This window comes from Marisediminitalea sp. (assembly GCF_984433645.1).
Map to the genome: position 1 here is coordinate 1 of NZ_CFIDRX010000127.1, position 13,114 is coordinate 13,114.

The 13,114-nt window shown below is 51.9% G+C and carries 9 protein-coding genes; 3 read left to right on the forward strand and 6 right to left on the reverse strand.

Annotated elements, in window-relative coordinates; translation table 11 throughout:
• Nucleotides 1-34 precede the first annotated feature (34 nt).
• Nucleotides 35-3,382 carry a glycosyl hydrolase gene (locus AC4MRN_RS14885; RefSeq protein WP_491203706.1) on the reverse strand — a complete coding sequence of 1,116 codons (3,348 nt, stop codon included), beginning with the start codon at nt 3,380-3,382 and terminating at the stop codon, nt 35-37.
• Nucleotides 3,383-3,456: 74 nt separating this feature from the next.
• Nucleotides 3,457-6,078, reverse strand: coding sequence for a TonB-dependent receptor plug domain-containing protein (locus tag AC4MRN_RS14890; protein WP_491203707.1), 2,622 nt, complete (start codon nt 6,076-6,078; stop codon nt 3,457-3,459).
• 290 nt (nt 6,079-6,368) lie between these two features.
• Here AC4MRN_RS14890 and AC4MRN_RS14895 point away from each other — a divergent pair, with 290 nt between their 5' ends.
• Nucleotides 6,369-7,367, forward strand: a complete 999-nt coding sequence (locus AC4MRN_RS14895; protein ID WP_491203708.1) for a LacI family DNA-binding transcriptional regulator — start codon at nt 6,369-6,371, stop codon at nt 7,365-7,367.
• Nucleotides 7,368-7,380: 13 nt separating this feature from the next.
• A complete protein-coding gene (locus AC4MRN_RS14900) occupies nt 7,381-7,893 on the forward strand; it encodes an NUDIX hydrolase (RefSeq protein ID WP_491203709.1) in 513 nt (170 codons plus the stop codon).
• Nucleotides 7,894-7,915: 22 nt separating this feature from the next.
• On the opposite strand, the gene AC4MRN_RS14905 is transcribed toward AC4MRN_RS14900, so the two are convergent.
• Genes AC4MRN_RS14905 through AC4MRN_RS14915 form a run of 3 tightly spaced genes read right to left on the reverse strand, consistent with a single transcriptional unit; the run spans nt 7,916 to nt 11,184 of the window.
• Nucleotides 7,916-8,836: a sugar phosphate isomerase/epimerase family protein gene (locus tag AC4MRN_RS14905; RefSeq protein WP_491203710.1), complete on the reverse strand. Its 921-nt coding sequence runs from the start codon at nt 8,834-8,836 to the stop codon at nt 7,916-7,918.
• On the reverse strand, nt 8,836-10,563 hold the full coding sequence (locus tag AC4MRN_RS14910; protein ID WP_073324117.1) for a GMC oxidoreductase: 1,728 nt from the start codon (nt 10,561-10,563) through the stop codon (nt 8,836-8,838). The genes AC4MRN_RS14905 and AC4MRN_RS14910 overlap by 1 nt, the downstream gene beginning before the upstream one ends.
• Before the next feature lie 27 nt (nt 10,564-10,590).
• On the reverse strand, nt 10,591-11,184 hold the full coding sequence (locus AC4MRN_RS14915; protein ID WP_491203711.1) for a gluconate 2-dehydrogenase subunit 3 family protein: 594 nt from the start codon (nt 11,182-11,184) through the stop codon (nt 10,591-10,593).
• Nucleotides 11,185-11,434: 250 nt separating this feature from the next.
• Here AC4MRN_RS14915 and AC4MRN_RS14920 point away from each other — a divergent pair, with 250 nt between their 5' ends.
• Nucleotides 11,435-11,854, forward strand: a complete 420-nt coding sequence (locus AC4MRN_RS14920) for a Dabb family protein (RefSeq protein ID WP_491203712.1) — start codon at nt 11,435-11,437, stop codon at nt 11,852-11,854.
• A 48-nt stretch (nt 11,855-11,902) separates the two neighbouring features.
• Here AC4MRN_RS14920 and AC4MRN_RS14925 read toward each other — a convergent pair.
• On the reverse strand, nt 11,903-13,114 hold a 1,212-nt coding region (locus tag AC4MRN_RS14925), incomplete at its 5' end, for a DUF4982 domain-containing protein (RefSeq protein WP_491203713.1).

Genomic DNA, 13,114 nt, shown 5'->3' on the forward strand with positions numbered 1-13,114 from the left:
AACGAGGGGCAAGCTGCCCCTCATGTTGTCGTGTTTATTTCGTCAGGATCTTAACCGGCCCTAACAAACCCGATTCACGCAGTGGTGCGTCAGGAATATAAGTAGGGACAGTAGTGAATGTGAAGGTTTCTTCGGCATCGGGTTGCACATCGCCAATCAAACGATTCACCCACAGGTTTGTCACCTTCAATGTGATGGTGTTACTGCCTGATGTCAGGAAATCCGTCACATCAGTTTGATACGGCGGCTTCCACAAGGTGTCTACTACCTTGCCGTTTACGCTCACTTCCACCAGCTCCCGCACATCCCCTAAGTCCAGCACCAGCGACTTGCCTTTGGGCAGGCGTTTTAGTTCTACTGTTTGCTGGTATGTCGCAGTCCCCGAGAAGAACTTAATGCGCTCGTCGTTACTATTAGCCCAGTTACCCGCTTGCATAGTCATTGGCGTTTCAGGTGCACCACGACCAGACTGGAACGTCACCGACCAATTGTCGTCCAGCGACGCAAATGTACGGCCTTTGGCAGGTTTCTTCGCGTTTACCCGCTCGTCATCTGCAAACACAATATAGCCTGATTCAAACGGTGCGAGGTTGCGCTTGATTTCAGTGACACCGCGTTTTTGCTTGTAATCGACAGCCGTAATTTCGCCTGTTACCGCATTGTAGTGATACGGCGTTTTGCCAGTAACGGCAAAGCGCAGGGTGACCGGCTCACTGCGGTTTTGGCGATGGGTATAAAAGTAAATCTCTTCGCTGTCGGTATGACGGTGCACAAAGAATAGCTCGGTATCATCACGTTTAGCGTTATAAGCAAAATCAGCTTGAACACCGGCCTTTTTCAGGCCTGAAGATATATCACTGGCTTCAATTATGCGGCCCTTACCCGTGTTGCCACCCCAGAGTGAATCGGCCAGCGCAGCGAATTCAGTCGGGTCATCCTGCAGTGAGGGGGAAGCCATCGGCTTAGCGCCAATTACCGTCGCACCGTCTTTTACCAGTTCAGCCAGTTTTTGCAGTACAGATAGACTCATGTACTCGCTGGTACCGCCTAAATACAGCACCTGATAGCGCTGACCGCTGGGCGTCACCAACTGGCCGTTGTCTACACTAAGCAAATCGCGAATGATATCGGCATTCACGTAATCGAAACCGTTTTCACGCGGCACGTCTTGCGACGGCTTGTCGTTATACAACGCAGTAAGCGGTGTTTCTTCACCATAGAAGTAAGCCACATCGGCGTAGAAACGCCCTTGCTGCAACATGTAGGTATTGCGGCTGATGTAAGTTACCCAGGGCTTGGCAAACTCAGCCCAGGTTTCTAACCGGTTAAAGTACTGACCAAAAATAAACAGGCTCAGACCCGGGCCGTTGTCCAGCGGTTGATGTACTGAGGTATGAATGATCGGCCGGTTTACACCCAGCGCAAACTCCATGTCGATCATGGGCTGAAGATCCCGTGGCGAGAACGCCCAGGGTGATGCAGCAGCGGTGAGCGACTCAGCCGCTACTTTGTTTTGCCCGTAGATGTGCGCGACCGACGCAGCTTCGCGAATGTCCGACCAATACTGGGGCGCTGGACCAATTTTGTTGTTGGTGTCGAATGACCACATGGCCGCCATTGGAATATCCGCGGTGCGACGCATCCGCATACCGTCGCCTAATGAAGGGCGGCCGTTTTCCAACGCTTCAGAATAATGAATCATGTTGTACTCATCGAGTACCTTGCTGATCACGCCGTAGTGATTGTCGGCAATCATTTCAGCCAGGGTCTGGCGGAAGTCATACAGAAACTTGTCACTGTCCTGGGCGTTGTTCACTACCACACCGGTGAGCGCAGGTAACCAAGGGCGTAAATCATAACCGCGACGCTGTTTGAACTCTGCAAACATAGCCGGCGTCCAGTTTGATGGTCCCACCTCAATACTGTCATTCAGCAAGGCTTTTACGCCTTCCCCAAGCTTGTTATTGCCACTGGCTTTAGCGTAATTGCCCAGGTAGTGTTCGATGTACTTACGCACGGCAACAGGATCGTATTTATCCACTTCCAACCCGGTAGATTCTGGTGTGGCCGGGTGGTTTTCTTTGCCGGTCAATGAATACCCTACCCGCAGGATTTTCCAGTTGCCTTCAATCGGGGTCCAGGCAAGGGTACCGTCGGCTTGCAGGGCGTCGGTGACATCAATGATGTCACTTGCTGGTACGCCGTTCGCGTTATACTGGTAAGACAGCGGGTAGTAATCTTCAACAATACCGAACCCGGCTTTGTCCTCGAAACGGTGTACGCGAGGCTGTGCATAAAATGCCACTTCCAGCAGGTTGACCGGTGATGCCTGGGGCTCTCCCGTTGGTAACTTAAACCCCGGTGGTGGTGCGGAACCAGGCGCAGAAGACGAAGGTAATTCAAACTTGCCATTCGGGTTAGCCCGCATAACTAAACGCATATAACGAGCTTGCACCGGTGCGAACGACACGGTTTTTTGTACGCTGGTTTCAACCACAAAGTCAGCTACGTCGGTAAAGTGCTTGCCATCGGCGCTGGCCTGCACCACAGGGGCAAACGCAGCTGGCAGGAACATCCCCGGAATAGGCATGGCGAACGACGCGCTTTGTATCGTTTGCACGTCGCCAAAATCAAACGTAATGGCCAGGGCTTCATCCGGGCCAGACACAGACGTTGCACCGGTGGTATAAGAACCATCCTGCATTAACGCCAGCGACAGTGGCTCACCATAGCTGGTGGCTACGCTTTTAATCTCTACCGGTGCTGCAGAGAGCGGGATCGCATACACCGCGATATCTTCGTAATAATGCGGCACGTGATCTTTGGCGTGACTGTCGTCCTGGAACATCTCGGTGCCCTGGGCGTAGTCCTGAAACACACCGGTTGTTTGCGGTGGCAATGCCAATGTAATGGGCTTGGTACTGCCGCCCGTTACGTAAGTCTCACTCCAGCTGATTTTCTTCATGCCGTCTTTGGGTGTCACCCAGGGACCACCGGTTTCACTCCACCCTGGTGAGGCCGCAATACCAAATTCAAAGTCGTACTGCTGTGCCTGAGTCAGCGCAAACTGAAACTTTTGCTGCCAGTCTTCGCTCATGTACTGCACTGGCGTATCCACGATTTTTGGCGTCATCAGGTGCGCATCAAAGTTTTGCACGCCACCAATACCCACGCGGTTCATCCAGGCCAGGTCTTTGGCAATGCCGTCTTCGGTTACATTGCCGCTCATCCAGTGCCACCACACCAAAGGCTTTGCATATTGGGGGGGCTGCTGGAATTCAGCGTCGCTCATAGAGCCCGCGACTACTGACAATGACGTCATAGCACTGCCCACCAGCAGTGTGCGAATAGCCCGGCTTACCGGCAGAAAAGAAAATCGCATACAGCATCCTTTACGTCGAAATTGAAAAACAAAAAGGCCGGCCCCTATGGCCAGCCTTTATCAGTGCAAGGCGCTTAGAACTTGGTTCTTAAGCTGACCGACATAAACCGGCCCATGCTCTTATAGGCCACGCCTTCGTCAATCAGACGGAATGGCGGGTCCTGATCCAGCACGTTATCAATGTTGAACGACACCTGGGTGTCCATGTTGATATCGTAGCTGGCAAACAACGAGAGCGTCGTATACGAATCGATGGTTTCAGCGCCAACTTCGGCTTTACCGCGATAGAACACGGTACCTGAAACATAGAAGTCGCCGTTGCGAAGCCCCACTGTTGCTACGCTGTTTAAGGCTGAAATCGGGCTGTTAAAGTCACCTTGAGTCAGGGTGTCGTTAAAGCCTGCGCCTTTCACGTTCTCTTTGTCGCGGTTCATAATGTATGTACCGCTGAAGTTTACATCTAACTCACCAAGCGCTACGTCGGTGAAGTACTGGACAGAGTAATCCAGGCCGTCAACCTCGTAGGCACCCATGTTTGCTTTACGTTGGTCAGAAACCACATAAGGCGCACCAAATACGGCAAACATCGTTTCCAGGCTATCGAATCCTGCAACTGGCAAATCGCCGAATTTCGCAATCACTTCGTCAGCGGATGTCGGGCCCAGAATAAAGTAGTCCTGATTCACTTCTTCGTCATAGTATGACGGGCCGAAGAAGAAACCTGCGTTCTGATCCAAACGGTCTTCGTACTTCACGCTCCAGTAAGTTAACGACACTCTCAGTTCGTCGGTCGCATACCAGTCAGTACCCAAAGACATGGTCTCTGCGTTTTCAGGCTTAATGCCTTCAGACGCACCGCCAACCAGGAAGCTTGGCTTAAAGAAGTCCGGTACAAACGGGCTGTCTGATGCACGGAACGGGCTGAACGGTAAGAACAGTTCATACTGTAATGGAGCCGCTAAGTCAGCCAGCGCCGGTGCGTGGAACGAGGTTCCCCAGGTACCGCGTATGGTAACATCTTCGCTTGGATTCCAGGTTACCGCGACTTTCGGGTTAGTAGATGAACCTACATCGTTGTAACGATCGTGACGTGCCGACAGTGACACATCCAAATGCTGCACCAGTGGCAAGGCATTGTCGTCGCCTACCAGTGGGATATACAACTCACCAAATACCGACTTCACACTGCGGTCGATGTCGCGTACAGAAGACGTTGAAGGCGAACCAATCATGCCGGTATCGACGACCTGATAGAATGACTCTTCACGGTACTCGGTACCAACCGCAGCACGCAGCGTTCCGCCGGTAATATCAAACAGCTCACCATTGGCAATCAGTTTCACTTCGGCCAGGTCCTGTTTAGACAGCGTATATTCCTGCCAGTCAGCAATCGACGCTAATACTGAGGCGCTGGTCTGACTGACATCGTACGGATTCAGCGCCTGGTCAGCAGACGTTGCGCTCAATGCCGCCGCCTGAGCTTCGGAATTGATTTTGTAATCGTTGTACGTTGATTCACTCTTACCGTAGTTCAGTGTTCCTTTTAACTTCCAGGAATCCGTTAACTGATAGGTCAGGGTTGGTGTGACTTGCCACTGTTCATACACAGATGGATTCTTACCCGCTTTACCCCAAACATCTTCATAGCTAAACGCCACGGTATTGGCTGTTTCGTCACCTACGGCAACGAAATACGGGTTATCAGAAGTAATCTCTCCGGAAGTGCGTACGTCAGCCGGGTCATAGTCAACGGCATCACGGCGCGAATAATACGCCAGCACATCCAGCGTTAAGCCTTTTGCTAACTCCTGATTCAGGTTAGTAAATAATGAGTAGCGCTCTTCTTCCGGATAGTACGACTGGTTGTCGTAACTTGAACAATAGTTAGGGTTGCCAGCATCCACACCCGGCAAGCCGTATAGCGTGTTGTCCAACAGGATATTGCCAGGGCTACAGCCCGTCGCGCGGTAGTCAGCGCCGCCCTGAGCAGTTAAATCTTCTTTGATGTAGTCCAGGTCTTTACCAAACATGGCGCTGCGGTCGCCATATGAGAACGCAGCAACCAGGTTACCGCTGTCCCAGCTGTGGCCAAAGCCGCCAGATACGTCGATACGGTCGTAGTCACCATGACCCATGCCGTACTGAACACTGATCTCACCGCCTTCCATGTCTTTCTTAGGAATAAAGTTAATCACCCCGGCAACCGCGTCAGAACCATAAATGGATGAGCCGCCATCAGGAATGACTTCTACGCGCTCCAGCAAGCTGGCTGGGATCATCGACGAATCGACCCAGTTTAGTGGACCCACCGGCACCAAACGGTTTCCGTTTAGCAGAACCAGGGTTGCCATACCACTTAATCCACCAATACCTCGAATTTGCGGTGGCTCGAAGGGAATCGAAGAGCTCAGGGTATTTTCCGGTACTTCGTTGAACGCATCCATTTGAGGAATTCGACGCAGTACGTCCGTGGCAGAGGTAACGCCCTGCTCAATAATTTTCTCCTGATTCAGGCCAATGACGTTTGACCCTACCGGGTTGACGCCTTCAATGAGGGTGCCGGTAACAGAGATGACTTCCACTTCCTGTTCAGTTTGCGGCTCTTCCTGAGCAATAGCAGTTGACGTTGCTAAATAGCCAAGGCCGGTACAAACCGCCAGGGCAAGTTTTTTCAAGGGTATGTGCTTTGGTTTCATTATTGTGTCCTTCAGTACGGCAAGCTTTTGGTTCACACTTACCGCACTAAGATTTTACAATTCATCAACAAAAGTAAAATATTAAATTTTCGCATTTCCATAGTTTCAATTTATACATCCTCTGCACACGCTGATTTTTAAAGAGCGAGTTTGATTGAAGTTGGAAGATAAACAAGAAAAATAATCGTCATATGCGCGTAACCACCGAAATAAACGGCTCGCGCTTACAAAGAGTGACTCCCACTGCCAATTGGTTTACCTTGTAGCAGTAACGAGTTAACGAGGACAACATGGCCACGATCAGAGATGTCGCAAAAGAAGCCGGCCTTTCCACAGGCACGGTGTCAAAGGCGCTAAGCACACCGGAGAAAGTGTCTGCCAAGAACCGTCTCAAAGTCGAAGCGGCCATTAAAAAACTCAAGTATAAGCCCAATTTGCTCGCCCGACGATTCCGTAGCAGTCGGGCTAACACCATTGTGGTGATGGTGCCGGATATTGCCAATTTGTTCTTTGCCAAGCTCATTAGCGGTATAGAAAATGTCGCACAACAAGCCGGATTTAACGTGTTACTGGGCGACACCAAAGACACCTTTGAACGCGAAGAAGCCTTCGTAAGAATGGTAGAAACACGCCTGGCTGATGGCCTCATTAACCTGCGCCCCAGTCGCTCCTGTGAGCCACTTTTAGCCCGGGAAGGCGTTTTGTCGGTAACTGCCAGCAGCTGCGAAAACACCCCCGGCGTGTCGGTGCGTATCGACAACGCCGCCGCGGCAGAAAAGGCCGTCTCTTACCTGGTAAAACTGGGGCATCGTCGAATTAGTCTGGTGACCGGGTTAAAAGACAACCCGCATACCGCAGATCGCCAAAAAGGCTATTGCCAGGCCTTGCAGGCAGCGGGTATCGAATTTGATCCGGCACTGGTTATTGAAGGGGATTTTAATTTTTGGTCTGGTATCAGTGCGGCTGAACAATTCAGCCAACTTGCAGACCGCCCCACCGCCGTTTTTTGCATGAGTGATGAAATGGCCATTGCCGCCATTAAGGGCTTTGCAGATCGTGGACTGAAAGTACCAGAAGATGTATCGGTGATTGGCTTTGATGACATGGAAGTAGCGAGGTACGTGACCCCTACTCTCACCACCATTGCGCAGCCCGCCGAAAAAATCGGTGAGCGTGCCGCCAGCCTGCTGATCGAACAGATCAACGGCCACACGCCTGCTATTCGTGAGCACGTGTTGCCCTACGAATTCATTATTCGCGACAGCGTCGGACCCGTAAACCGCATGTAAACCGGAGTCAGCTTTGTTTTCTCACTGCCCTAAGTGTACTGCCACCACCGTAACCACCAGCAACCGTCATCGTTACTTCTGCGAAACCTGCAAGTTTGAGTATTTTCACAATACCGCATCCGCCGTCGCGGCGTTTGTAGTTTGGGAAGATAAGCTTTTACTGACGCGCCGCGCCCGTGCCCCGGGTAAAGGTCAGCTTGATTTGCCGGGCGGCTTTGTGGATCACGACGAGTCGCTGGAACAGGCACTGACCCGTGAGTTAGAAGAAGAACTCGCGCTGACCCTTCACGATTGGCGCTACTTCTGCTCGCAACCCAATACTTACGAGTACAATGGTGTGACCTACAAAACCTGTGATTGTGCGTTTGAAACCACCCTCAGCGCATTGCCAGTCATGACGGTAGCGGAAGATGAGATAAGTGAACTCATCTGGGTGTCGCCGAACGACATCCAGTTGGACGACATTGCCTTTCCGTCAATTCGAACGCTTGTCGCTATGTGGATTGCGAAGCAGCAATCCACATAGCCATCCTTGAAAAGGCGTTCGATTAATTACCCGCAGTGATAATGCTGTCGAACCCCTGTTTGCTCGCCGCCACCGCTTCCAGTGGCGTTAGGCCATTGGGATATTGTTCCTGCTCAAGTACAACCCACTTCGCGCCGCCAACAGCGGCAGTAGCCTGGTAAATCGGTAACCAGTTAATGCCGTCCTGACCCACAATGGGCGTCCCCTTGGGCGTTTCATATTCAGGGGCTTTGAAATGCGTTGTCAGGGTTCTGCCTGGATACGCTTTTACCATCGCAACCGGGTCTTTTTCAGCCACCAGCGTCCAGCCCACGTCCTGCTGCAAGACTACGGATTCCGGCGTGTTGCTGGCAATATACTGCCAGAAGGTAATATCACCATAGTCGGCCATTTCCTGCGCATGGTTGTGATACCCTACGCGCAACCCGTAAGGTGCCAGACGCTCAGCAATCACGGTTAATTCCTTTGCTACCAGGTCAACGGTGTCGGCGGCAAAAGCGCGCTCATCCCAGGGCACAATCACATAGGGCGTGCCGAGCTGCTGGTGAAATAACGCCGTTGCTACCAGCTTATCACCACGCAGCGCGTCAAAACCGACATGCGCGCCGCTAACCGCCAAACCTAATTCGGCCAACTTGGCTTTTAGCCCGGTTGGGTTGTTCTGATACGGACCAAAGTCGCCGGCAAACTCAACGCCGTCAAAGCCCATGTCAGCCAAGGCCTGCAGTGTGCCTACGAAATCCGCTTTCACAGCGTCTTTTACCGACCACAACTGCACGCTGATCCCCGGTTTTTCGTACGCCGGATAAGCCGTTTCGGCTGTGGCAGTTGGCTGCGCCGATTGTGAGCTTCCGGATTGCGGCTCTGCGCACCCGGTCAACATTAGCGTCATGGCGAGTGCCGCCCATACAGGCGCAAAAGGCATTACTGATCGTTTAGTCATTATAATCTTCCTGCTTTAAATTCCTTCACCGCATAGTCTACGGCGCGTGCTGTTAAGGCCATAAAGGTAATCGATGGATTGCCCACCCCTGTCGAACAATAGCTTGCGCCATCGGTTACAAACAGATTCGGTACATCATGCGCCTGATTGTAACCATTTAACACTGAGTCTTTCGGGTCACGCCCCATTCTGGCCGACCCGACTTCGTGGATCGCCAGCCCAGGCGGCGAGTAGTTTACGTTGGCTTTTATGTCACCAAACCCGGCGTCCTGTAGCATTTTCACCGACACGTCAGCAGCATGCTCCATCATAATGGTTTCGTTTTCTGACCACTTGCAATTGATGCTCAGCTGAGGCATGCCCCACTTGTCTTTTTTGGTGGGGTGCAACTGCACCTGATTGTCACGATTCGGCAGCATTTCCCCCTGGGCGCCTAAGCCGATGCCCCACTTACCCGGGTTGTGAAGCTTATTCTTAAAGCTCACACCAAAGCCGTCTGACATTCCCAGGCCCTGCCAGTCGGAACGGGCGGCACTGCCTGCCAGCGCATAACCGCGCTTGAATGCTTTGTGGTATCGCTTGGGCTCGTAATGGAAGTTGGGAATGTATAGCGACGAAGGTCGCCGGCCAATGTAATACTCGTCCTCGTAACCCTCTATGGAAGCTGTCACAAAGGCATTGTAGTTGTGGTCCATCAGATAATGCCCCAACACCCCGGAGCTGTTAGCGATGCCGGTCGGGAAGCGTTTACTCGTGCTGTTTAGCATAATTTGCGTGCTGCCCAGTGTCGACGCACACAGAAACACCATCTTGCCGTAATACTCACGTTGTTCGAGGGTGTCGTTGTCGATTACCCGCACCCCAACGGCCTTTTGGGTCTGGTCACTGTAAATCACGCTCTCTACCACACTGTTAGGTGCAATATACAAATTGCCGGTGCGGGCCGCAGCTGGCAATGTGGCGCTTTGGGTTGAGAAATACGCACCAAATGAACACCCTTTCTGACATTCGTTGCGCGCCATACATTGCATACGGCCCAGCTCCACCTGTATTTTTTGTGGTGCGGTTAAGTGCGCACAGCGACTCATGATCACCGGTTTATCCGGGTGTTTCTCTTTCATCAGCGCGGTAAAGTCGCGCTCTGGTGCCGTCATCTCAAACGGCGGTTGAAAAATACCGTCGGGCAATTGTGGCAACCCGTCGGCATTGCCGCTGATCCCCACAAAACGCTCCACATAATCATACCAAGGCGCCAGGTCTTCATAGCGAATAGGCCAGTCATTGCCGTGACCGTCTTTGGCATTGGCTTCAAAATCAAACGGGCTCATTCGATAAGACTGGCGATGCCACAATAAGGATTTGCCGCCAAGCTGGTTAGCACGGATCCAACTAAAAGGCGCATCTGGCTCGGTGTGATACGGGTAGTCCTTGTCGCTGGAGAAAAAGTGTTTTGTGCCATCGTGAAAGGCGTAGCACTGCTGCTGAATCGGGTATTCTTCATCTATCAGCTTCTTAGCGACTTTCATGCGATTGGGGTATTCCCAGGGCGGCTTGGCTTCGGTGGTGTAGTCCTTACGGTGCTCGACCACTCGGCCGCGCTCTACCATCAGCGTTTTCAAGCCTTTTTCGCAGAGCTCTTTAGCTGCCCAGCCACCGGTAATGCCCGATCCAACCACAATGGCGTCGTAGACTTCCGCTGACTCGTTTACGTAACGATGTTGTGTCATGTTAATACTTCCTGCTGCGAACGCGGCTTAATAGTAATCTTTAGAACTGTACGCACTGCCAATATCGGCAAGAGGTACAGAGCCAACGAAACGCCCGGGAACGGCCAGATAGGTGAGTTCCTGTGTCGCCCCCGGCATTGAGGTGTAATATCCAAACACAATCAGGTTTTTTAATTGCTTAAACGGCCCGTATTCAAAGTGTGTAAACGGGGGCTGCATGGCCTCGAGTTTTTCCAGCAGTGCGATTTGTTCTGCCACAGAACGTGACGCAAACGGTTTGCCCGGCTCGTTTGTGCTTACCTGATGGATAGTTTGCAACACCGCCTGACACGCCTGTTGGGTGTCGGGAGCAAACACCACCAATAACTGGTGTTCAACAAATTCTGCGCAGCCTACGTCAGCGGCACCCGGTGTATCAGTGCGCGGGATTACGCACTCGCAAATGGCGTTTAACACAGCGCGTTGTTGCGGTGTAAACAGGCCTGATTGTGACGACGATGCGTCATACGACAAGGCCGCAGCAACCGCATTGTTTAGCAACGCACCTTCGGCTGCACACACTCCCAGCCCCAGTGCCATGCGTTTCAACCAGTCCCGACGAGACAAATTATGGCTTTGCATTTTTTCCTCAAACGGCATATTTTCATCGATTTGTTAATTAACTTAACATACTATAAACAGATATCACTATTACTAATTAATTAAAGCTGTTAAATCCAGTAAAAATGTGACACTACACAAATGAACCGGTTCATTTTTATTATGATTTCAGCTTTTTGATTTATTAAAAATGCCGGGCGAATGCCATTGCATTGCACTATTTTCATACCGTAGGATAACCGCTGGATTCCTGCGCAATAAGGAGCAGATCATGACAGACCCACATCGTCGCCAGTTTATTTCAGCCGCCGGCACCCTGGCCGCAGCAGCCTCGTTTACCAGTGCTTCAGCGTTAGCGTCCGACTCGGGCTGCAACACACTTGGCCCCGTTGTACACATGGTGTATTTCTGGCTGAAAAACCCGGATTCCATCGCCGATCGCGACGCCTTGATAGCCGGGCTGAACAGCCTGAAAGCCATTCCTCAGATTCAGGGGTTGCACGTTGGTGTGCCTGCATCGACACTGGAACGAGACGTCATCGACAGCAGTTATCAGGTGTCGGAACTGATGCTGTTCAACAGCACGGAAGATCAGGATGCGTACCAAACGCACCCATTACACGTAGAATTTATAGAAAAGTGCGCTCACCTTTGGAGTAAGGTAGTCGTGTACGACTCTGTGTCGGCGTAAACACTTAAGGCCCGCGAGCAGTAACACCCCGGGCCTTTTTCTTTTGAGCTATTTAGCGGTAAAAACCAGGTGAGCCGGTTTCAGGCCCTGGCCAGTTACTGTTATTTTTACCTCACCAGCGTCACCCGTCGATTGCACCACGGCCATGAGTCTGCCGCGGAAGGTCTGTCGGTGTGACTGCTGAAAGCTTTCTGCCGATTGGGGATTGGCATTCCCAAGCGCAATGAGCTTCGCAGCCCCTTCCACTGTCACCGTCACGGTTTTGTCTTGTTCCCAGTGGTATACAGGGTTACCGGCTTCATCCTGTAACTGCATAGCCAGGTAGTTAATGTCCGAGCCATCGGCCATGAGTTCAGTATCTTCGCGCACTATATCAACGCTCTGTGCAGTACCGGCAGTAGTTAACTGCCACTCTTCCTGTACATTTCCTTCCATATCCAGTCCTTTTGCTACCAGCGTACCCGGCGCATAGGTAACAGAAAATTCGGCGGTAAACTGGTTGGCCTTGCCTGTTGCAGCCGTGCCAATACGGGTGCCGTTAAGCCATAACTCAACGATGGGGTATACGCTGTACACTGTTACAGCAAGCGATTTAACTTCCTGCCCCGGCCAGCTCCAGCTAGGGTGAATGTCCGGGTACGTCCAATAGTCGTACCAGGTCGGATCCGGCGTAGGTGAAAGAGAAGGCGACGGCGATTGCACGAATGCAGATATACCCTGATTGCCGGTATTCCACAGCACCTGACGATAGTAAGCGGCAGGCCGCCATTGGCCCAACACGTCGATTTCTCCCGTGTAGGCTAACGTCCATGGGAATGGCGCAAGACCCGCCCATTCCGGCGCGTAGCCGGTCCAGCCAATGGAGGCTTCGCCCAGATAGTCCCAACCGGTCCATACAAAATCACCAATGACAAATGGATGGGCTTCTACTAACTCCCAATAGTCAAAGGCGTCTTTTGAATAGGTTTCCGAGCCATACATCACTGCTGAAATACCAGCTTCGAAATCATGCACGTAATTGTCAGGTTCGTAGTTGTAACCCGACACGTCGAATGGCGACAGGTAGGCCCGCGCGTGTTCACCTGACATATTCGCCCCAACGGTCAGCGGACGACTGCTGTCGAGGGTTCGTATATAGTCAGCCAACTGTTTTGCTGTATCGGCACCCAGTTTCTCGCCTTGCTCAGGTATTTCATTGCCCAGACTCCACATAATGATACTGGGGTGGTTAATATCGCGGGCGACAAAGTCGGTTAAATC